Raw genomic sequence first — 21,065 nt, forward strand, 5'->3', positions numbered from 1 at the left:
TCTCTCATTTATTATTCGGACAGTATGAACAGACTAAATTCGCTCCATACAAAGAAGGAACCACCGGTCCAGTTGCTTTCACATTTAAAGCGTAAGGTGTTGGCAGCATTGTCTATTGAAACGTCGGGAGAAACATAAACTCCTGCAGCACCTGACGGGAGACCATCTTCATCCCACGCAAAACGCTTGTAAAGTTGTAAATTGTTCTCATTCGTTCCTGTATATAAATTGAACCATGCCAAAGCGGCATTTCCGTTATTTGATCTGTTTGTATAGGTGAAACGGAATGTCTTAGTTGATACGGGCAATTTTACTTGAACATAATGCTTGTCGGCAATTGATACACTCCACGCGCTGTGGAAGTAGGTACCTATATCTCCATCCAATAAATTAGCTAAGGAACCTTCTGACGGTTCTATTGCATTACTGGAAAGCATGTCCGCTGTCAGACTGTATTTTTCAACAGATGCAACCAGTATAAATGGATTCGTGTCGAATTCGAAACCGTCTTTTCCATTAATTTCCAGAATCTTTATACCCACATTTCCGGAGGTCTTCGTAAACTTAGGGATATTAACTTGAACAGAAGATGTGTTTCCAGGCTCAAATGAGATGATATCCGAAACCAACGTTGCTCCTTCTAAGGTAGTAGTAGTTTCATCAATTGCTACTTTACAGGTGAAATTCCATTGGTTTTCGACTTGCAATCCTAAATCAAGAGCAATGGTGCCTCCACTTTGGGGCAGATATTTAGTCACGGTTCCTGAACTGGATTCAGTGACTGAAAGAGAGGGAGTAATAATCTCCGGTTTCAGAACTAATGTGTTTTTATCCGCCAGGATGGAATCGGATGTACTGGTCAGCATGATTGGAAGGACACACGTTTGTCCCTCTTCAAGAGTCTGCTCAAAGATTTCTATCTCGTTGGTATTCAACTGTAAATTGATGATCTTATAGGTTTCAGCAGAAGAATAATCGAGTTCTTCCATGTTGAACGAATAACAATTGGCAGGCATTGCCACATAGTCCAAACCTCTCTCGGAGATATACTTCTCAAAATTGACTGCATCCATTGCACCGATATGGGCAGAAGCTGTCAATGTGGGTTGACTTCCGGATTTAATGACCGTTATTGAATAGTTAGTAGCCTCTCCTGTTTTATAAAGATCTACGGCTTGCTCACCGGTGGTCTGCAGTGATAGTATTTTCTCATATTCCTGCGGATAGGTATCGTCATAATTGTCGCAGGAAGTATTCATCAGAATCATCCCGCACAAACACAATGCTATTGATATATGTTTCATATATATTCTATATTGTTATGAATGAATAAAAAATAATTAATATCCGGGTGCTTGTACCATTTGCGGATTTTTGTATACTTCGTTGTAGAATACCGGATTCAGGTACATGCGGTTTTCCCACACATAAGGTGCATCAACTGTAGTTCGTTTATTAAATTCTTCGAATGTGGGACTTTGAACTTCTGCATTCAATCCTTCCCGTTTGTTTGCTCCAAAGTACTTGGCTCCTTCTGCCCAACGGCGGACATCGAAGAAGCGGTGACCTTCGTTCCATAATTCAACAAAACGTTCATTGTGTACCCAGTCTTTTATTGTCATATTATTTGTGATATCAGCCAATGTTAATTTAGGGATTCCGGCACGTTCACGAACAGGATTTAGTGCATCAATGGCTTCCTGTGTATTTCCTAATGCTGCATGGCATTCTGCTACGTTTAGGTAGAGTTCGGCCAGGCGGAATAAGATAGTAGGTGCGCTTGTTCCGCTTGTAGAACCGCCGGCTGTATAGAATTCAGTTACCGGATCAACAAACTTTTGTGTCAGGAACCCTGTGACACTATGGTCACGATTAAATAGAGACGGATTGTAACCGTGCATTTCCGAATTCCTCATTTCCAGTTTCAGAGGAGAACCGGCCGCAAATTTAGTTCCGTAGTCACCACCGTCAAAAGCCATCCATGCATAGAAACGAGGTTCACGACCCACATTCAATTTGATAATGTCTTCCCGTGAAGAGATACCTGCTGACTCAAACCATTCAGAGGAAGGAGTAAAGTCAAGGTCTTTTTCAGGTAGTTTCCCGTTAGCTGTATAGAAATGTTCGAACGTATATAATGTAGGAGATACACCACTATAACCAGCATGCCATGTTCCATCCGATTTCTTCAGAATACGAAGCGGATAACGGGAATAAAAATCAAACTGGTTGGATAATCCCCAGATAATTTCTTTGTTTCCTTCAGATTCACGTGTACTTACGGCATAGCGCATCTTCATTACGTTTTTCAGGAATTCTTTATTATCTTCCACGTCTGCTACTCCGGGAACAAAAGGTAAGTTCAGGGATTGTCGGGAGTAATATTCGTCGTCATCGTAAAGTTCACGGTCACCGGAAGTTGTAGCTAATGTAAGTGCTTCCTGACATGCGGCCAGTGCTCTTTCCCATTTGCTCTTGTCATAAGTATTGCTTACCAAAGCTTTACCGTAACCCGGAGTCTCGAAATTCTCATTCTGCCAGTTAGGGTAGGGGAAACTTCCGTTCCATAAAGGAGATGCGGCATAAAGTAACAAACGTGCTTTTACAGCTTTAGCTATAGTAGATGTAGCGCGACCCCATTCATTGGTAACGGTGCGGTTGGCAGGAAGTACTTTGGCGGCTTCATCCAGCTGGTTCGCAATCCAGTCTACACAATAGTCAAAGTGAAAACGTCCATTATACTCTGACGTTGGGGTATCCATCGGAATGTACGAGTCTGTAATTGGGATGGGACCATATCTTCTTAAAGTAGCGAAGTGGTAATAAGCTACCAGGAATTGGCATTCGGCTCTCCATTGTTCCTTTTCTGCATCAGATGCAATGTCGCTTCCCGCATTTTCCAACTTTTGTAAAAACAGATAACATTGTCCTATATATTGGTAAGTAGTTCCCCATAGCCAGTCTTGGTTAGTGGATGATGCAGTGTTAAATGCATAGGCGCCCCAATAACCGTCTGTGTTCCATGAATAAGGTAATACATATTCGTCTGTCGTAGAGTTTATTTCCCCCAGATAGGCACTGGGTAAGTCTGTACTGACACCTCCATAACAGGAATAAAGAAATCCTAAAGCTCGGGTGGGGCTTGACATTGCGTCATCGATATTGGGTTGTTCGGGTGGAACGACGTCTAGATAATCACATGAGGTTAAGCCCAATGCAGTGATAATAACTGCTATACTTATATTTTGAAAGATGCGTGTTAGTTTCATATTTTTTCTCATAATAAATTAGAACTGAAGTTGAATTCCGACATTGACAGTTTTTTGCATAGGATAACTGTTCCAAGAAGACAGTTCAGGATCCCAAAGGTCAAACGGACTAAAGGTGAATAGATTGGCTGCGCTGACGAAAATACGTCCGTAAGGTATCTTATATCCTACTTCTACATTCTTCAATCGGAGGAAAGAACCATTTCTCAACCAGTAACTACTGTTCACTGTATTGTTGGCAACGTCTGTTGCAAGTAGTCCCAAACGAGGATATTTGGCATCCCAATTCTGTTTTTCTTCCGACCAGTAATTATCGGCTATATATTTTAATACATTTCTGTTACCGACGGCTATTCCTTCTTGGAAAGGGTCAATACCGTTTGTCATGATAGAACGCAGAGCAGAGCCACTGAAGAAGACACCAAAATCAAACTTTTTGTAGTTGACAGTTCCGCCAAATCCGTATTGTAAGCGTGGAGTACTTCCATATTTGGAGATCATCGTCTGGTCATCCGAATCAATGATACCATCACCGTTAAGGTCACGATATTTAATATCTCCGACCTTGGGTGTAGAACCCAAATTCTGGGCAGGGCTGTTATCTATTTCTTCTTGTGACTTGAATAAGCCTTCTGCTATGTAGCCGGTAATGCGTGAATAAGGTTTTCCGGTTTCTGACTTCCATATAGTCGGATATTCCGGTTCATCCACATAGACCATTTTATTTTTGTTGTAGGTGAAGTTTGCCTGTAGACTGACAGACAAATCTTTGGAGAAGTTATTGGCATAATTAATACTGAATTCCACTCCTTTATTATCCATTTTACCAATATTACTCCAAGGTTTGGCAATATGATAAGCCAGCGATTGTGGCCATGCTTCACGGTTCATGAAGATGTCATAACGCTTGTCGTAGAAATAATCGAAGGTAAATGTCCAGTTTCGGAACAATGTAAAATCAATACCGATATCGAGCTTCTTTACTTTTTCCCATCCCAAACCGGACATGGCGTAGTATGCCATCTGAGGACCTCCTAATTGGTAGTCCATATTTTGTCCGGAAGTCCATTTCAGATAAGACAGGTCGTTGTTTGTAATCTTGTCTATATACAGGTAATAACTTCCGCCGGCTGTTGCCAGATCGTCGCTACCTACAAGACCGTAGGAACCTCTGATTTTGAGATTGTCCACTACATTTTTCATTGGTTCGAAGAAAGCTTCATTGCTTATCACCCATCCTAAAGACACGGCAGGGAAGAATCCGAAACGGTCTTCTTTGGCCAGACGTTCGGTCCCGTTGTAACCGAAGTTAAACTCAAACAGATAGCGTTGTCCGTAATCATAAGTAAGACGTCCGGAAAGGCCTTGATTACGGTTGGGTAACACATCGCTTCTGTATTCGCGTTGTTTGTAGAGTAACATGGCACCTACATTATGCAGACCGAATTGACGGGCATAGTTTAGGTTGAACTGTAATTCAAATGTTTGGTCGGATGACTTTCCGATAGCCGACTGACTGATATAATCGCTGCCATTCGAATTTAGCAGTTCCAATTCATAATTCGTATTTTCCAGGTCGGTTTCATCGTAGCTTCCGCTTTTTATGCGATAATAATAAGGAGCAATGCTACGATCAAAGTAAGAACTTGACCAGGTTTTGAAATTTACAAAAGCATTAATTTTAAGCCCTTTAGTGATAAAATCCAAATCCTGATCTATCTTGATAACTGTGTTAAGTGTATTTTCGTTCGTTTCGGCAAATGATGTCATCATCCTGGCATAGGGGTTCGTGTATAAGGTACTTCCTGAGATGATGTTGTTGCCGTACATGATACGCCCGTCTTGACTTGGATAAGTAACCGGAAATTCTATGGGGGTAGTAGTCAGAATCTGTTTGAACAAATCCTCGCTTGATACATTCGGGCTTTTTTTCTGACGGATCTGAGCGTTCATATTCATTTTGATTGTCGTCGTCGGCGTCAGTTTATAAGCAATATTATTCTGGAAGGTATAGTTCATTATATTAATATTGTTGTTCCATGAATATGCTTTCCCTGTGTTCAGCAAGCCTGAATCATGGCTGACATCCAAACTCATGTAATATTTAACTTTAGAACCACCACCGGAAATGTTGACGTTGGCACGTTGGCGCATACTCATGTTTTTAAACAATACGTCTTGCCAGTTTACATCGGGGTATAGGTATGGGTTGACTCCGGATGCCGTACGTTCCATGTCTGTAGCACTGTATTTGGGTGTAGCGGAAGAGTTTCTGGCTAATGAAGCTTTATTATACATATCCATATAAGTAGCTCCGTCCACAAATTCCGGGAACTTGTCTAAGTAGTTGAAAGAATTTTCTGCTGTAACGTTGATGGATGTTTTACTATTGTATTCTCCGCCTTTAGTTGTGACGATCATTACACCGTTAGCTCCGCGTGAACCATAGATAGCGGTGGCAGATGCATCTTTAAGGATAGAGAAACTTTCAATATTCTCGGCCGGCACATAATTAAGGTCACCGGATGATATTTCTACATCATCCAGTAAAATCAGAGGAGTTGCTCGTCCACCGAAAGTACCGATACCGCGAATGTAAAATTCGGCACCGGAGCCAGGCTCTCCGGAATTTGTTTTTGCGATGACACCCGCCAACTTTCCGGCAAATGAATTGGATAAAGTAGATGACGGCAGCTTGAGGCTGGCACCTTTTATACTTGTGATAGCTCCTGTTACGCTGACCTTCTTTTGGGTACCGGAACCGACTACGACAACTTCATTCAAGGTATGATCGTCTCCTTCCAGTACAATTTTGATATTCCCTAGATCTTCTACAGGAACTTCGCGAGTTTTATATCCGATGTAAGTTACGACAAGGATCGTCTTATTGTCGGGTATGGAAAGACTAAAATTACCATCAATATCCGAGATTGTACCGGTGTTCTTGTCACCTTTAATCGTGATGTTAGCTCCAATGATGGGGCTATCGTCCACTGCGTCTATAATAGTACCGGTTACAGTACGTTTTTTCTTTTGTTGGGTGTTATTCGTTTTTTGTACGTTAAGAATAACCTCTTTGTTTTTTACGATATAGCTAATACCGCTGTCTTTGAAAACTTCATCCAGAATCTCGTCAATAGGACCATTACAATTAATGTCTTTCCGTTGTTTGTCTTCGAGATCTGCTGCATTGTAGAAGAACGTGTAGTCGCTGTTTTTTTCTATAAGCTGGATAGCTTGCATAATAGTGATTGATTGCCCCTTGATAGATATGTGTCCTTGAGCTCCAAGAGCGGACAAGGGGTAAAAGAGCAAAACGAGTGCGATATGCTTCAGATATCGCCTCCGGTAACAACTGTGATTTTTTTTCATGATTTAACTTGTTGTGAGGTTAAATATTGGGTTAATTATTAGAAATATGGTTAATTATATATTACTATTTTTCTATTCTGTTTTTTGTATGTAAGGTTAAGGCTGAAACAGAGTTTATCTATCACGTCATCCAATGTTTCATCATAACGGATGCTGCCTGTGAATGAAGGCTGTTTAGTAAACTTTCCTTCTAGAATTATATTTGATTGGTATATTTGATTTATAATCGAAATGAGCTGGGATAATGGGGTTTCTTTGAAGTTGTATCTTCCGTCCTTCCAATTGATATCCATAACATTCTCAACTAATGTTTGTGCATTGTTTGGATTATACATTACCTTTTGCGATGGAGACATGATAATTTTCTCTCCTGTAGATTCTACATTGAATTCAATTTTACCATGAAACAGCGTGATTTCATTTTTTTCAGCATTAGTTTGCTTGATTTGGAAACAGGTTCCCTTTACTTCTATAAAAGCTTTATTAATATGTACTTGGAAGAAACTGCCTTCATGTTTATATACCTCAAAAAATGAGTTGCCTTCTAACCATACTTCTCTTTTTTTGTTGAAGGCTTTTGTGTATTTAATGGAACTACCTGATTCCATCCATACTTTTGTACTATCCGGTAAAACGTGCATTTGGTTTTGTTGTGCTATCACCTTTATAAATTCGTCGTTAATATTATCTCTGATTGAATTCATCCAAAATCCTCCTATTGTTAGTAAAAGAGCAAGTGAAGCTACGGCAAAATGCCATCTTAGTTCTGTTAGAACTAAGATAAAAAAATGACTTTTCGAAAAAAAAACTTCTTTTTAATTGGGTGGTAGTATATTGATTATTAAGTTGTTGTGGTTTTAATAATAATTTTGCTATTTTTTTTATCGAAGGGATGTGGGGATAGACTTAACTCAAGTGTATTTATAATATACGAGTAATAATAAATAGAATAATAACAAAGTAAGATAGGATGGATAAAGATACAAAGATGAGTTTGATTAAAGGTTTGCTGGCAGGACAGCTGACTAAAAAGCAGCGAAGGAGCTATGCTGACCTGGAATCAGTGGATAGAGAACTTAAAATACAATGGAATGAATCAGAAAATAAAGCTATAGATTTTAAAATAAAAGAACAGATCTGGGAAAAAGTAAAAGCAAGATGTGTAGATAGGAAAAGAAACAAAGTTCTAACAGAACTTAGTTGAAATTAATAATTAGAATAGATTTTGAAGACATTATTAAAGGAAAAAAGGTAACTTTATTATAAATAAAAATCAAAAAAAATGTTGCGGTTAATAGTTATTTCTTTATTTTTGTAACACAATTGAAAAGAGATGGAGGAGACAATAATTCTGGAAAAGGTAAAAGCGGGAGATGCGGCTGCATTTTCTTTGCTGTATGACCTTTATTGGCTGAAGGTTTATAACTTTGCACGACTTTATATCACTTCATCTTCCGTGATTTCAGAAGTAGTTCAGGATGTTTTTGTGAAAGTTTGGGAGTCCAAAGAGTTTCTTGATATTACCAAGAATTTTGATGGGTTGCTTTTTATGATTACCCGTAATATTATATTCAATTATTCGCGTAGACATTTTAACGAGCTGAATTTTAAAATGACAGTTCTGAAAGGACTTGAAAATTCTTATGATATAGAAGAGGAATTGGATGCTGCTGATTTGAAGAACTATATTGATAAATTGATTTCGCAACTTCCGGCCAGACGACAGCAGATCTTTAGAATGAGCCGCGAAGAGCATCTATCTAATCGGGAAATCGCGGAACGTTGTGCAGTCAGTGAAAAAGCAATAGAACGGCAGATAACATTAGCATTGAAGTTCATCAAAGAGAACCTTCCTTTATTTGTCGTATTTATGGGATAAAGGCTCAAACGTATTCATACCCATGCTTGAGTCTGAATACGTTTAATTGGCTATATGGTGTTTCTTATTTTTTCAGTTTAAAGAAAGGATTCTTGCTAATCTTGACATCCGAAGGTTTCATCTTTTCAATTGTAACAATACGTCCTAATACATCCCCTTCAATCTTATTGTTTGAAATAACTACAGATTTACATGCTTCCAGCGTAATACCTTCTTTGCGATAGTGATAAGGCTGGTAAGTCGTATCACGTATGAGTGTATTGGAGGAGAAGGTGAGCCCGTTTACCGAACGTGCGAAGAGTATCGGATAATCAAATAGGTGGAAGGTATTATCCATAATGCGGATATTGCGATGATAGGGGTACTTCTGTTCCGGTGTCGGTATTTCCGGGTCAATGCTAATCACAGCTTCACAGAATTGATAAATTGAAGAATTGCAAGGGTAACGGAAATCATTGTTGCGTATCAGCACATCTTTGACAGCTCCTGATTCATACCATGCGTTTGCGTCTCCGGCAATCAGAATGGCAGAGCCGCTGGATTCGAATACATTGTTCTCGATAATAACCTTGCCGGGAGTAGATACAAGCAGACCACGTGCCCGGCAACTTCCGAAATGGCAGTTGCGTATTTCTGCATCAGGTGTGCAGGTCAGATTCTCTATTACATATCCGGCTTCCACTCCGGCTGGAAGTGGTACTGATAATTCGATGATAAATTCAGCTTTATTCAGTGCTTCAAATTTATTCATTTTACCGGTAGCTACGGTACGCATGGTTTTATGCTCTATAAATCCGATTGTTTCGTCTGGGCGTCCCCATTCCATCCCTTCACTCATGTCTTGCATGAACTTGCATTTGATACGGGTAGGAGAAAGAACTTCCATAATACGGGAACATGTTCCATGGATGTTAATAGGGTCATCCATCAATCCTGCCCAACTACAGTTCTCAATCTTGAGTAATCCGCTGCATCCCATGAAGTGGAAACCGTCGTCATGTCCGCTCAGCACACGTTTCTTGGAAGTGTTAGGGATGATATGTACATCATTGAAAGAGATATTCTTGCTATATTGTGACAGAATTCCCAGTCCGCAGGTATGGAATAGCTTTACGTTCTCTAGCTTTGTATCCATACTGTGGTAAATGAAGATACCGGCGTGATCTCTGGTGCTGTGTCGTAACACAAGGACCGTACCCGGCGCAGGGAAGAATTTATCAGCCTCCTTTTTAGGATCGGATAAGCGTATTAATCCGGGGTTTATTTCTGTTGCATCGTATGAGCGCCAGCCTAAGTTATCACCTGTATTTGGCAGGACGAGATGGGTGTCGGGATCAAACTGCATGATCGCCCAAAGACTGCTTTTCCATCCTTCGCCGACAAAAGTCAGTCGTTTGTTTTCTATGATATAAGGATATTGGTGGGAGTCGATTTCGATCTCAAGGTATTCGGAGGTAGATTGAGTGACAATACCTTGCGCAGTTAATGGGATTTCCCAATCGACGGAGAAATTCTTTAAAGTAATGTTCCGGCAATGATCCAAAGTGAATGGTTGCATCCGTCCATGCATAATAAACTCAGAACCATTACCGTCAATCGTCAGATCATTGATCTGCTCCAATAGCACGGCGAGAATTTTGGGATTAACATCGTAGGTGTTCGTTTCGTAATAATCTTTTTCGATAGCATGTTGTGCCCAGAAGTCATATCTTCCTTTTGGGAAAACAAGCGTGGAACCGGGATGTTGCTTGCAAGCATCGATTGCCTTTTGTATAAATGGAACTGCGTTGATACGGCTGTCGGGTTTCAAACCGAAATCAGATACGGAAATAATCTTGCTTGCTGCAATGCTGTTTACGCAAAGTAAAAGTGCAGATAGTAAGCATGTCTTTAATGATAGGAATGTTCTCATGTGTTTTTTTATAGTTTAATTGGGGTAAATAGGTAAAATCTAATGTTTGTGTTTTTTCCAGACACCTCTGGTGAAATCCGGTATTTCTACAGGAATACTTCCGTTCAATACTGACTTCTCGCTTAATTCGGTGATACACGACCATTCGGCTGCATCATAAACGTCCATGTCAAGGGGCAGTCCGTTGCGCAGGCAATATATTAACCGATAATCCATTACATAGTTCATTTCGTTCGGTAATCCTTTACGATGTGCTTCCTCGCCGATGGTGGCGCTAAAAGGGTGTTTATAGCGAGTTAATACTGTCTCCAGTGCTTCGCCTTCAAGCGGAGTATCTCCATGAGAATCCAGGGCAATGCATGGTACCGGATATTTTTGTGCAAAGCCGAGTGTACCGCATACTGTTTGCAGGCGACTGTAAGGGCGGGGAGTAGAAACATTATACTGAAGCATGATCGTTTTTCCTTTGGCGGTATGGATAAGCGTGGTGTTGACATCTCCCAGCTTATACTTCTGACGGGCTTCCGGTGAGTTCTCTCCGAATCTTTTCCGCGCATACTCGCTCATGCCGGCCTGATGGGTGGACATGGATACGAGATATTCCATTCTGTCATTGCGGTGGATGTCGAGAATCTGACATGCAGGTCCCAGTCCGTGGGTGGGGTAGGGATTGCCTGTATGTTCGATACTGTATCTTTTTCCCCAGTGATTGTGGTAACCGCCTTCGCTCTCTTCGGCAAAATACATGGAACGGAGATCGTGAATATACGCTCCTTCTACATGCATTATTTCTCCGAGTACACCTTGACGTGCCATTTCGAGAGTAGTCAGGGCAAAAGGGTCATAACAGCAATTTTCCAGCATGATACAGTGGCGTCTTGTCTTTTCTGCTGTATCGACCAGTTGCCAGCATTCGGCTATATTCATGGCGGCAGGAACTTCGATAGCTACATGTTTGCCGCATTCCATTGCATAGGTTGCCATTGGGGTGTGAGTGAGCCAGTCTGTACAGATAAAAATTAAATCCAGATCGTTGCATTCACACATCTTTCGCCAGCCGCCTGGTCCGGTATATCCCGTGGCTTCGGGGTGCTTTGCTTCTTTGAGTATGAGTTGGGCTTTGTTCAAGTTACCTTCCCTGATTTCGCTGAGAGCTTTGATTTCGGTTCCTTCTATTTGCAGATAACGTTGCAGGGTGAGTAGCCCTCGATTCCCCAATCCTATGATTCCGATGCGGACAATTGGGATAGGGGGGTGTGCCAATTGCAGTACGTGTGATTGCGTTGGAGAATCTTCCATGTTCTTAGAGGTTTAAAGTTATACAAAAAAGAGAATCTAATTTCTCAGATTCTCTTTGAAGAGCGGAAGACGGGGCTCAAACCCGCGACCCTCAGCTTGGAAGGCTAATGCTCTATCAACTGAGCTACTTCCGCAATTTTTGTGGGCAAAGATGGATTCGAACCACCGAAGGCGTAAGCCAGCAGATTTACAGTCTGCCCCATTTGGCCACTCTGGTATTTGCCCTTTTGTGCTTTTGAGGAGGTTTGTTTCTCAATTGCGGTGCAAAGATACAACTATTTATTTAAACTCCAAACAAAATCGATCATTTTTATTGCAGAAATTGCACATTCATCTCCTTTGTTACCCAGTTTGCCACCGGCACGATCCTCTGCTTGCTCCATTGTATTGGTGGTAATTAATCCGTAAATGACTGGTATGTCGCCAGTTGCGTTTAATTCGGTAATTCCTTGAGTCGCTCCCATACAAACATAATCAAAATGTGGAGTATCTCCTTTAATTACACAACCGATTGCAATAATTGCATCCACATCGCAATTTTCCATCATTTGATTGGCGCCGAAAGTTAGTTCGAAACTTCCCGGTACAGTTTTTACCAGAATATTTTCATCTTTCACTCCATGTTTTTTTAATGTATTGACTGCGCCGTTCAATAAGGCTCCGGTAATATTGAAATTCCATTCGGATACGACGATGCCGAATTTCATGTTTTCAGCGTTTGGTACAGAGTTGAAATCGTATTCGGATAAGTTATGGTATGCTGTTGCCATAATTGTAGTAATTAAAGTGGGTTATAAATACATGATTTTAAAAAGGCACGGATTACACGGATTTCACGGTAGCTTCGCATAATTGCATTAGTACATATTGTGCGTACTAAAAACCGTGAAATCCGTGTAATCCGTGCCTAACCTTATATTATATATAATAAGGTATATTATTTCTTCATCAATTTAGCCTGTTCGATGTACTTGTCGATGTCCATAGCCTGGTAAGACTGGAAGTATTTGTCCTTGATCTTAGTGTAGGCATTAACGGCATCATCATACTTTCCTTGTTTCACCAGAATTTCACCGGCTTGCATCAGGAAGATAGGGCTTAATGAGTTATTGTCAGCTTTGTCTGCTGCAGAGAGCAGGGTAGAAGCGGCTTTGTCCAGCTGACCCAGTTGTGCGTAGCAGTTTCCTGTTGCGCCGAGGATAGCGGGAGCTACCATCTGGTCGCCTCCGTTGAAGCCGTCGAGCATCTTTACTGCTTCGTCATATTTACCCAGTTGTGCGTAGCAGATTCCTGCATATGCTTTTGCCAGATTAGCGGCTTTTGTTCCGCTATATTCGTCGGCAACTTTGAGGAAACCTACATAACCAATACTATCACCGTTCAGTGCTTGTTCATAAGCATCTTGTTCAAAGTATTCCTGTCCTTTGAAAAGAGCAGCCTGTGCCTTTTCTTCACGTGGCTCAGCATAGAGGTTCTTGTACATGATAAAACCTGCTACGATGATAATCACGGCTACAACACCGCCGATGATTGCGTTTTTGTACTTAACAAGAAATGCTTCCGATTGTGTCAGTGCATCTTCTACGTTCAGATGTTCGTTCTGATTCTTTTGTTCTGCCATTTTTATATGATTCTTTTTGTTATTATTCATCGTTTGATAATTCGACTCGCAAAAGTAGTTTTTTTATATCTACAAACGAAATTTAGAGGCATCTTTTTTTGTTTTACGCTCGAAAACCTCGAAAAACTTGCTACTTTTGTGAACAAATTAACGCGTATACAATGATACTGAAACGGATATCCATATTAAACTATAAGAATCTGGAACAGGTAGAGATCGGATTCTCCGCCAAACTGAATTGTTTCTTCGGACAGAACGGGATGGGAAAGACGAATCTGCTGGATGCAGTGTACTTTTTATCTTTCTGCAAGAGTTCGGGTAATCCGATTGATTCGCAGAACATTCGGCACGAACAGGATTTCTTTGTTATTCAGGGCTTTTATGAGGCGGAAGATGGCACACCAGAGGAGATTTACTGCGGAATGAAGCGTCGTTCGAAAAAGCAATTCAAACGGAATAAAAAGGAGTATAGCCGCTTTTCCGATCATATCGGCTTTCTGCCGTTAGTGATGGTTTCGCCTGCCGATTCGGAGTTGATAGCCGGAGGAAGTGACGAACGGCGCCGCTTTATGGACGTCGTGATCTCTCAGTATGATAAGGAATATCTGGAAGCATTGATACGCTATAATAAGGCATTGGCACAGCGTAATACCTTATTAAAAAGTGAATTTCCGGTAGAAGAGGAATTGTTCCTGGTTTGGGAGGAGATGATGGCGCAAGCGGGTGAAATTGTTTTTCGCAAGCGGGAGGCGTTTATCGAAGAGTTTATTCCTATTTTCCAGTCGTTTTATTCTTTTATTTCCCAGGATAAAGAACAGGTGGGTCTGTCTTATGATTCGCATGCACGGGATGCTTCTTTACTGGAAGTTCTGAAGCAAAGCCGGGAACGGGATAAGATTATGGGATTCTCTTTGCGGGGAATTCATAAAGATGAACTGAATATGCTGTTGGGCGACTTTCCGATCAAGAAGGAAGGTTCGCAGGGACAGAATAAAACGTATCTGGTAGCGTTGAAGCTGGCACAGTTCGACTTCTTGAAACGTACGGGGCAGACCGTCCCTTTATTGCTGTTGGATGATATTTTTGATAAACTGGATGCTTCGCGGGTAGAGCAGATTGTCAAGCTGGTGGCTGGTGATAACTTCGGACAGATATTTATTACGGATACTAACCGTGAACATCTGGATCGTATTCTGCAGAAGGTAGGCAGCGATTATAAAGTATTTCGCGTAGATCAGGGTGTAATTAATGAAATGGGAGCTGAACAATGAAACGTAACGATGCCGAGCAGATAGGAAAACTGATTCAGCAATACCTGCGTCAGGAGAGTCTGGAGTCTCCTCTCAATGAGCAGCGGTTGCTGGATGCCTGGCCGCAGGTGTTGGGACCGGCGGCAAGCTATACCAGTAATCTCTATATCCGTAACCAGACGCTGTATGTACATCTCACTTCCGCCGCCCTTCGTCAGGAACTGATGATGGGACGGGAACTTCTGGTGCGTACTCTGAATCAGAGAGTAGGGGCTACGGTTATCACAAACATTATTTTTCGTTGAGGAAAGGAATTCTGTCTGTCACTTTCATCCCCAGCTTTTGGAGAGTCTCATTTGCCCGGTCATAGTAGAACGGAGTTTCAAGATATTGGTTGTTGTGGGCATCCACTCCGATAATGGCGGTGCAGCCTTCGTGTGCTGCTATTTCCCAAAAAGCAGGGTGGGGAATGGTTGTTATTCCATGTTCATCGTTGTAGTCTTCGTAACCTATATTATATTCCAGGGGCAGGTTCAAGCGGGCTGCTGTCCGGCAGATGTGTCTGCTGACAAGTTTACAATGACGGTCGAATTCAGGATATGAACGCATGAACAGGTCGGGATGTGCCAGATAGGCAAACAAGCCGCTTTCCATCCCTTCAATCGCACTCTCTTCATAAAGTTCAAGCATATCTACCGTATGGGTATTTCGCCCGAAATAAGGAAACTTCTCATCTGTATGGAAATGGTGGTTGCCGAAGATGATGTAATCCAGTTGATACTCCTTGATAACTCCTTTCAGCCAGGGAATATACTCCGGAAAATATTCACATTCCAAGCCGATTTTAATGCTGATTTGATCTTTATATTTCTTTTGTAGCGAGCGGAGGCTTTCTACATACTCCGGCAGTTCTTCGGGAGTCATCCGGATGTCGGATACATAATCGGTATGGTATTCCCATGGTGTGTGGTCAGAGAAACCAAGTTCCTGATAGCCGCCTTTGATGGCGCTTAAAACAAATTCTTCGTCACTCCCTGTCGCATGGAGGCAGCGGGTGGTGTGGGTGTGATAATTCGTCCTCATTACTTGTTATAATTATGTCCATGCAGATGTCGAATGCTTCTGCCGGAACTTCTTCTACTATTTGAAATGGGAAGCAGATGCCTGCTTTATAAGCTGCGGGGATACGTGGCAGCAAACGGTCATAATAGCCTTTTCCCCTTCCCAGCCGGTTTCCTTTCCGGTCGAAAGCTACACCGGGAACGGCAATAAAGTCTATGTCTGCATAGTCTGTGAATGTTTCTCCAACAGGCTCTTCGATGCCGTAAGTGCCGGTTGCCATATCCTCGGGACCGGTATAGAGGCGTAATTCCAATTCATCACCGACAACTACCGGAAGCAATATCCGCTTCTCATTGCTCCATTTCCGGATAAACGCATGCGTGTCTACTTCATCTTTGAGCGAATGGTAGAGCAATACAGTAGTTGCCGCCCTGAAAGCCGGGTGGGCTTCGAGGGCGGCAAGTATTTTAGCTGATTGTAGCTTCTGCAAAGTCGAAGATGCGTGTCGGATCTTCAGTGATGCCATAAGCTTGCGCAGTTCTTTTTTTCTTTCCATCTTTATTGTCTTTCGTCACTTCCTCTTCTGTCTCGGCGGGTGCTTTTGGGAAAGCTTCTCCTTTTTCGAGCAGTTCTATACCTTGTTGAACTGTAGCATCCGATTTATTGAAGTATTTCAGATAAGCTTCCAGTCCCAGCATATTATAGATAATGTTGCCGTATATATTCGCTTCCAGTCGTTTATACGATTTCTGGATCAGAATATTCCTTCTCTTTACACCTTTCGAGTCGGCAAAGCGGATGAACTGCTCTACCAAACCTTGGTGACGAAGATAATTCAGCAGGTCTTCTTCCGTTTCATACTGGCTCAGCTTCTTCCGATTATTGTCCGTGTACTGGAAAGTAAACTGAAGAGTTAGTCCGCGGTTGATTACTGATGAGAGATAAGAAGTGACTCCGGTAGTATCTTGTGGTACAAATACATCCGGCATGATACCGCCACCACCATAAACAGTGCGTCCCAGGCTGGTGAGATAGCGTTCGTTTTCGTTCAGCTTGATGCTGTCGCGTGAGAAGAACTCACCGTGTTCGTAGCGGTTGTATATGTCTAGTTCATAATTCTTGTCTTTACCACTTTCGTAAGGACGTTGGATGCAACGCCCTGAAGGAGTATAATAGCGGGCGATAGTCAGGCGGATAGCAGAGCCGTCGCTGAAGTCAATCGGTTGTTGTACCAGTCCTTTTCCGAAGGAACGGCGTCCTACCACTGTACCGCGGTCATTATCCTGAATTGCTCCGGTAAAGATTTCGCTGGCAGAAGCAGAACCCTCGTCAATCAATACAACGAGTGGCATTTTCTGGCAACTGCCCGTACCGTTGGCAAATTCTTCCGCACGGGGATATTTACGTCCTTGTGTATATACAATCAGTTTACCTTCGGGCAGGAATTCATTCACCATGCGGATGGCAGCTTCCATGTATCCTCCTGTATTGCCGCGAAGGTCAATAATCAGTCCTTTACATTTCTTATGATTGAGCTGGGCCAAGGCGTTAAGCAATTCTACGTGGCTTGTCCGTCCGAATTTGCTGACTTTTACATAACCGATATCATCGTTCAGCATATAGGCAGCGTCTACTGTATTTTGAGGAATGTCTCCGCGGGTGATGGTGAAGTCCAGCAATTTCGGTTCTCCTACGCGTTTGACACCCAGTTTCACCTGCGATCCCTTAGGACCTTTCAGTGTGCGCATGGCTAGTTCGTTGTTCAGCTTTTTGCCTACAAATAAACTGTCGTCTACATTAACGATGCGGTCGCCCGCCATGAGTCCCACTTTTTCAGATGGGCCTCCCTGGATAACGGCATTCACATGAATCGTATCATTCTGTATCGTAAACTGGATACCGATTCCGCTGAAACTGCCTTCCAGTTCCGAATTGACTTCTTCGAGATTCTGTGCAGGGATGTAAGTGGAGTGCGGGTCCAGTTCTGCCAGGATCTGTGGCATAGCCTTCTCCACGAGGTCGGTCATGTTTACGGTGTCTACATATTGATCATCTACGATTCTCAACAGCGCATTCAGCTTGTTGGAAGAACCGTTGATGATACCCAGACGGTTGCCGGCGAAGTGCTTGGCATAAAATGTACCGATAAGAATACCGGCCACCACGCTGATAGCTATGATGATAGGCGTAAAACGTGAAGAGTTTCTTGTACTCATGTCTATTCCTTTTTTTAAAACGTTCGTTTTATTATTTGTTTGGAGAAGAATCTTCGTTCATTTCTGTATAGATAACTTCGATTCCTGCCCGTTTTAATAGTTCTATTCCATCTTCGAGGCGGTAATGTTCGGAGTAGACTACCCGTTTGATTCCTGCCTGTATGATTAACTTTGCACATTCGATACAAGGTGAGGCGGTGACGTACATCGTGGCACCGTCGCTGCTGTTGTTCGAGCGTGCTATCTTGGTGATAGCGTTTGCTTCCGCATGGAGAACATAAGGTTTTGTCAGGTTATTCTCGTCCTCGCATACGTTTTCGAAGCCCGAAGGAGTACCATTGTATCCGTCGGAGATAATCATTTTGTCTTTGACGATCAACGCTCCTACCTTACGGCGCTGGCAATAAGAGTTTTCCGCCCAGATGCTTGCCATACGTATGTAACGTTTGTCCAGTTCCAATTGTTTCTTTTCCGTGTCCATGAGAGTGTCTTTTATTTTACAACGTGAAAAACTAAAGAAAGTGTCTGCTGGCTACCGGAAGGTTTATAGTAAAGGTATAGATTTCGCTCATCTCCTCCGTAAGAGGTTGCGTTGTTCAGCCCTTCTATAAAATTCTTTGCTAATATATCTGATGATTCATTACCTCCTTGGATAGATGCATTGAATTGGTTGTCCTTTCCATTGGCAGACCATGATCCAGTGAAAGTAGAGGTTATCACTGTGCCACTTAAGGTCCCGGTGATGATATTGCTTTCTTCCATTCCATTAAAGGTAATTACATACCTACCTGTTTCGTCAAGCAATTTCATGCTTTGTTCGCGGGCTTTGTTGTCGTTTCCCCAAAAATTAAACATTTGATGGCTATCTTTGACTGTGATATAAGTCAGTTTCCATGTCTTGCCGGTGAAGATGCCGGCTACATCATCCGTATCATTACATCCGGAAAACATCGGAAGCAATAACAGCAATCCTAATACTTTAAGTATCAATCTCTTCTTCATGTCCAATTCTCTCCTTTTTTAATTGTATTGTTTCTTTATGCCGTTTCGGATCAGCAATGCGTCAATGGTAGGCTCCTGCCCGCGGAAGCGCTTGTAGAGCACCATCGGGTGTTCTGTACCTCCTTTCGACAGGATATTGTTGCGGAACGAATCTGCTACTTCACGGTTGAAGATTCCTTGCTGTTTGAACAGTGAGAACGCATCCGCATCCAGCACTTCTGCCCATTTATAACTGTAATATCCTGCGGAATATCCTCCGGCAAAGATATGGGAGAATTGTGTACTCATGCAGGCTTCTTTGACTATCGGCAATACTTGTGCGTCTTTCCAGGCTTCCTGTTCATAGGCTTTTACATCGCCCTCGAAAGGAGTGTTGCGGGTGTACCATGCCATATCGAGCAGCCCGAAGCTCACTTGTCTCAGGCAGGCATAGGCTGCATTGAAATTCGAAGCATCCACGAGTCTCTGTATCAGTTCGTCCGGAAGCACTTCTCCGGTTTCATAATGACGGGCAAAGGTATTAAGAAATTCTTTCTCGATGGCAAAGTTTTCCATGATCTGTGAAGGAAGTTCCACAAAGTCCCAATATACGTTTGTTCCGCTTAGGCTCTGATAGGTTGAGTTGGCAAACATGCCATGCAGGCTGTGCCCGAACTCATGCAGGAATGTCTCCACTTCGTTGAAAGTCAGCAAAGCAGGTTTGCTTTCGGTTGGCTTGGTGAAGTTCATCACTACAGATATATGCGGTCGGCTGTCTTCACCGGTTACGGGATCTATCCATTGTTCCTTGTAGCTGGTCATCCAGGCTCCGGCGCGTTTTCCGGGACGGGGATGGAAGTCAGTGTACAGTACGGACAGGAACTTACCGTCTTTGTCGAATACCTCGTAGGCTTCAACATCTTTGTGATAAACCGGGATTTCCGTATTTTTCCGGAAAGTGATTCCGTAGAGTCTTTCTGCCAGTCCGAATACTCCTTTTTTTACTTGTTCCAGTTCGAAGTAAGGACGGAGCATTTCTTCATTGATATTGAATTTCTTGTTTTTCAGCTTATTGGAATAGTAGCTCCAGTCCCAGGGCATGACAATGAAGTCATCACCTTGTTCCTCACGTGCCAGTTCCTGTACTTCGAGATATTCTTTCTGTGCGGTGGGAGTGTAGGCTTCCAATAGTTGGTTGAGCAGCTTATATACGGCATCGCTGTTTTCAGCCATTCGTTTTTTGAGGGTATATTCCGCATAATCTTTATATCCTAGTAGCTGGGCTATTTTCATGCGTGTATTAACCAGCTTCTTTACGATTTCGATATTGTTGAATTCGTTATCGTGTGTACACTTTGTATTATATGCGATGTAGAGCTTATGGCGCAACTCGCGGTTGTCGGCATAAGTCATGAAAGGCACATAACTTGGAGCGTGCAGGGTGAAAGCCCATCCTTCTTTATCCTCACTTCTGGCTGTTTCGGCAGCAGCTTCTACGATGATTTCCGGCAGTCCGGCAATGCTGGCTTTGTCTGTCAGAAGCATTTGATACCTGTTTGTCTCCTTCAGGTTGTTTTCGCTGAAGTCGAGTGTCAGTTTGCTCAGTTCGTTGGTCAGTTGTCGGTATTGTTCACGGGCTTCTCCTTCGAGGTTGGCACCGTGGCGTACAAAACTGTCGTATATATCGTCTAGCAGGCGATTCTGTTCCTGGGTCAGTTGCAGAGATTGTTTTTGTCCGTACACTTCTTTCACGCGGGCAAACAACTTCTCATTCAGTGTGATGTTGTTGCTGTGTTCGCTGAGTAGTGGCATGATTTTCTGAGCCAATGCCTGTAAGTCGTCATTGGTTTCAGCACTAAGCATATTGCCGAATACGGCAGTTACTTTGTCCAGCAGCCTTCCGGATTGTTCGTAGGCTTCTATTGTATTTGTAAATGTCGCCTTCTCCGGGTTTTGTATGATCGCATCAAGTTCCGCATTCTGTTGTTTGATTCCTTCGAGGATGGCAGGCTCATAATGCTCTGTCTTGATCCGGTCAAAGGGCACAGTCCCATGCGGTGTCTGATACTGACCGAAGAAAGGATTCTGAGCGTTCAGTATATTGTTCATGGTGTAAACTAGTATCAATGTTATTAATAATCTCTTCATAATTCTCTTCATAGAAGTACAAAACTACTAAAATTGTAGGTTATACCACGGATAAT

At 42.4% G+C, this 21,065-nt stretch carries 18 protein-coding genes and 2 tRNA genes; 4 read left to right on the forward strand and 16 right to left on the reverse strand.

The genetic code is table 11. The annotated features are described in order from the left end of the window. Positions 1-11: 11 nt before the first annotated feature. From BT_RS21420 to BT_RS21435, 4 genes are read right to left on the reverse strand one after another with little or no spacing between them, the layout of a single operon-like run. Positions 12-1,304, reverse strand: coding sequence for a BT_3987 domain-containing protein (locus BT_RS21420; protein WP_011109174.1), 1,293 nt, complete (start codon positions 1,302-1,304; stop codon positions 12-14). A gap of 36 nt (positions 1,305-1,340) precedes the next feature. Further along, positions 1,341-3,281 carry a RagB/SusD family nutrient uptake outer membrane protein gene (locus BT_RS21425; protein WP_008764446.1) on the reverse strand — a complete coding sequence of 647 codons (1,941 nt, stop codon included), beginning with the start codon at positions 3,279-3,281 and terminating at the stop codon, positions 1,341-1,343. Positions 3,282-3,287: 6 nt separating this feature from the next. Beyond that, entirely contained in the window at positions 3,288-6,641 is a 3,354-nt protein-coding gene (locus BT_RS21430; RefSeq protein ID WP_008764447.1) for a TonB-dependent receptor, read from the reverse strand. A gap of 50 nt (positions 6,642-6,691) precedes the next feature. Next, the gene (locus tag BT_RS21435) at positions 6,692-7,345 is read right to left on the reverse strand and encodes a FecR family protein (RefSeq protein ID WP_008764448.1); all 654 of its coding nucleotides are present in this window, start codon (positions 7,343-7,345) and stop codon (positions 6,692-6,694) included. Between the two features lie 266 nt (positions 7,346-7,611). Here BT_RS21435 and BT_RS21440 point away from each other — a divergent pair, with 266 nt between their 5' ends. Next, entirely contained in the window at positions 7,612-7,845 is a 234-nt protein-coding gene (locus BT_RS21440; RefSeq protein ID WP_008759927.1) for a hypothetical protein, read from the forward strand. A gap of 129 nt (positions 7,846-7,974) precedes the next feature. Beyond that, positions 7,975-8,520 (forward strand): RNA polymerase sigma-70 factor, encoded by a 546-nt coding sequence (locus BT_RS21445; protein ID WP_008764449.1) that lies wholly within the window; start codon positions 7,975-7,977, stop codon positions 8,518-8,520. A gap of 64 nt (positions 8,521-8,584) precedes the next feature. On the opposite strand, the gene BT_RS21450 is transcribed toward BT_RS21445, so the two are convergent. The 6 genes from BT_RS21450 to BT_RS21475 form a co-directional block, all read right to left on the reverse strand. After that, entirely contained in the window at positions 8,585-10,432 is a 1,848-nt protein-coding gene (locus BT_RS21450) for a right-handed parallel beta-helix repeat-containing protein (protein WP_008764450.1), read from the reverse strand. A 39-nt stretch (positions 10,433-10,471) separates the two neighbouring features. Beyond that, positions 10,472-11,731, reverse strand: a complete 1,260-nt coding sequence (locus BT_RS21455) for a Gfo/Idh/MocA family protein (protein ID WP_008764451.1) — start codon at positions 11,729-11,731, stop codon at positions 10,472-10,474. Positions 11,732-11,792: 61 nt separating this feature from the next. Continuing rightward, positions 11,793-11,865: transfer RNA gene (locus tag BT_RS21460), tRNA-Gly, on the reverse strand. Between the two features lie 8 nt (positions 11,866-11,873). Continuing rightward, positions 11,874-11,956, reverse strand: a tRNA-Tyr gene (locus BT_RS21465). A gap of 50 nt (positions 11,957-12,006) precedes the next feature. Continuing rightward, positions 12,007-12,501, reverse strand: coding sequence for a 6,7-dimethyl-8-ribityllumazine synthase (gene ribH, locus BT_RS21470; protein WP_008764452.1), 495 nt, complete (start codon positions 12,499-12,501; stop codon positions 12,007-12,009). 167 nt (positions 12,502-12,668) lie between these two features. Further along, entirely contained in the window at positions 12,669-13,352 is a 684-nt protein-coding gene (locus BT_RS21475) for a tetratricopeptide repeat protein (RefSeq protein WP_008759931.1), read from the reverse strand. A gap of 161 nt (positions 13,353-13,513) precedes the next feature. Between BT_RS21475 and BT_RS21480 the strand changes: the two genes are divergently transcribed. Next, positions 13,514-14,623, forward strand: a complete 1,110-nt coding sequence (locus BT_RS21480; protein ID WP_008759932.1) for a DNA replication/repair protein RecF — start codon at positions 13,514-13,516, stop codon at positions 14,621-14,623. Continuing rightward, on the forward strand, positions 14,620-14,907 hold the full coding sequence (locus BT_RS21485; protein WP_008764453.1) for a DUF721 domain-containing protein: 288 nt from the start codon (positions 14,620-14,622) through the stop codon (positions 14,905-14,907). Before BT_RS21480 ends, BT_RS21485 begins: the two co-directional genes overlap by 4 nt. On the opposite strand, the gene BT_RS21490 is transcribed toward BT_RS21485, so the two are convergent. The 6 genes from BT_RS21490 to BT_RS21515 are packed head-to-tail and all read right to left on the reverse strand — an operon-like array spanning position 14,894 to position 20,970. Beyond that, positions 14,894-15,685: a histidinol-phosphatase gene (locus BT_RS21490; RefSeq protein WP_008764454.1), complete on the reverse strand. Its 792-nt coding sequence runs from the start codon at positions 15,683-15,685 to the stop codon at positions 14,894-14,896. The two genes, BT_RS21485 and BT_RS21490, sit on opposite strands and share 14 nt — an antisense overlap. Continuing rightward, a complete protein-coding gene (locus tag BT_RS21495) occupies positions 15,630-16,154 on the reverse strand; it encodes a 5-formyltetrahydrofolate cyclo-ligase (protein ID WP_032813618.1) in 525 nt (174 codons plus the stop codon). The genes BT_RS21490 and BT_RS21495 overlap by 56 nt, the downstream gene beginning before the upstream one ends. Next, positions 16,132-17,880 (reverse strand): S41 family peptidase, encoded by a 1,749-nt coding sequence (locus BT_RS21500; RefSeq protein WP_008764456.1) that lies wholly within the window; start codon positions 17,878-17,880, stop codon positions 16,132-16,134. The genes BT_RS21495 and BT_RS21500 overlap by 23 nt, the downstream gene beginning before the upstream one ends. A 31-nt stretch (positions 17,881-17,911) precedes the next feature. Then, on the reverse strand, positions 17,912-18,361 hold the full coding sequence (locus BT_RS21505) for a dCMP deaminase family protein (protein ID WP_008759937.1): 450 nt from the start codon (positions 18,359-18,361) through the stop codon (positions 17,912-17,914). An 11-nt stretch (positions 18,362-18,372) separates the two neighbouring features. Further along, positions 18,373-18,882 (reverse strand): DUF4847 domain-containing protein, encoded by a 510-nt coding sequence (locus BT_RS21510; protein WP_008764457.1) that lies wholly within the window; start codon positions 18,880-18,882, stop codon positions 18,373-18,375. A gap of 18 nt (positions 18,883-18,900) precedes the next feature. Next, positions 18,901-20,970 carry a M3 family metallopeptidase gene (locus tag BT_RS21515; protein WP_011109177.1) on the reverse strand — a complete coding sequence of 690 codons (2,070 nt, stop codon included), beginning with the start codon at positions 20,968-20,970 and terminating at the stop codon, positions 18,901-18,903. Positions 20,971-21,065: the final 95 nt, after the last annotated feature.

This window comes from Bacteroides thetaiotaomicron VPI-5482, from assembly GCF_000011065.1.
Classification (GTDB): Bacteria; Bacteroidota; Bacteroidia; order Bacteroidales; family Bacteroidaceae; genus Bacteroides; species Bacteroides thetaiotaomicron.

What these genes read in the sequence shown, in the direction of transcription:
- BT_RS21420 (WP_011109174.1), bottom strand. Translation starts at nt 1,304, where the DNA reads ATGAAACATATATCAATAGCATTGTGTTTGTGCGGGATGATTCTGATG.
- BT_RS21425 (WP_008764446.1), bottom strand. Translation starts at nt 3,281, where the DNA reads ATGAGAAAAAATATGAAACTAACACGCATCTTTCAAAATATAAGTATA.
- BT_RS21430 (WP_008764447.1), bottom strand. Translation starts at nt 6,641, where the DNA reads ATGAAAAAAAATCACAGTTGTTACCGGAGGCGATATCTGAAGCATATC.
- BT_RS21435 (WP_008764448.1), bottom strand. Translation starts at nt 7,345, where the DNA reads ATGAATTCAATCAGAGATAATATTAACGACGAATTTATAAAGGTGATA.
- BT_RS21440 (WP_008759927.1), top strand. Translation starts at nt 7,612, where the DNA reads ATGGATAAAGATACAAAGATGAGTTTGATTAAAGGTTTGCTGGCAGGA.
- BT_RS21445 (WP_008764449.1), top strand. Translation starts at nt 7,975, where the DNA reads ATGGAGGAGACAATAATTCTGGAAAAGGTAAAAGCGGGAGATGCGGCT.
- BT_RS21450 (WP_008764450.1), bottom strand. Translation starts at nt 10,432, where the DNA reads ATGAGAACATTCCTATCATTAAAGACATGCTTACTATCTGCACTTTTA.
- BT_RS21455 (WP_008764451.1), bottom strand. Translation starts at nt 11,731, where the DNA reads ATGGAAGATTCTCCAACGCAATCACACGTACTGCAATTGGCACACCCC.
- ribH (WP_008764452.1), bottom strand. Translation starts at nt 12,501, where the DNA reads ATGGCAACAGCATACCATAACTTATCCGAATACGATTTCAACTCTGTA.
- BT_RS21475 (WP_008759931.1), bottom strand. Translation starts at nt 13,352, where the DNA reads ATGGCAGAACAAAAGAATCAGAACGAACATCTGAACGTAGAAGATGCA.
- BT_RS21480 (WP_008759932.1), top strand. Translation starts at nt 13,514, where the DNA reads ATGATACTGAAACGGATATCCATATTAAACTATAAGAATCTGGAACAG.
- BT_RS21485 (WP_008764453.1), top strand. Translation starts at nt 14,620, where the DNA reads ATGAAACGTAACGATGCCGAGCAGATAGGAAAACTGATTCAGCAATAC.
- BT_RS21490 (WP_008764454.1), bottom strand. Translation starts at nt 15,685, where the DNA reads ATGAGGACGAATTATCACACCCACACCACCCGCTGCCTCCATGCGACA.
- BT_RS21500 (WP_008764456.1), bottom strand. Translation starts at nt 17,880, where the DNA reads ATGAGTACAAGAAACTCTTCACGTTTTACGCCTATCATCATAGCTATC.
- BT_RS21505 (WP_008759937.1), bottom strand. Translation starts at nt 18,361, where the DNA reads ATGGACACGGAAAAGAAACAATTGGAACTGGACAAACGTTACATACGT.
- BT_RS21510 (WP_008764457.1), bottom strand. Translation starts at nt 18,882, where the DNA reads ATGAAGAAGAGATTGATACTTAAAGTATTAGGATTGCTGTTATTGCTT.
- BT_RS21515 (WP_011109177.1), bottom strand. Translation starts at nt 20,970, where the DNA reads ATGAACAATATACTGAACGCTCAGAATCCTTTCTTCGGTCAGTATCAG.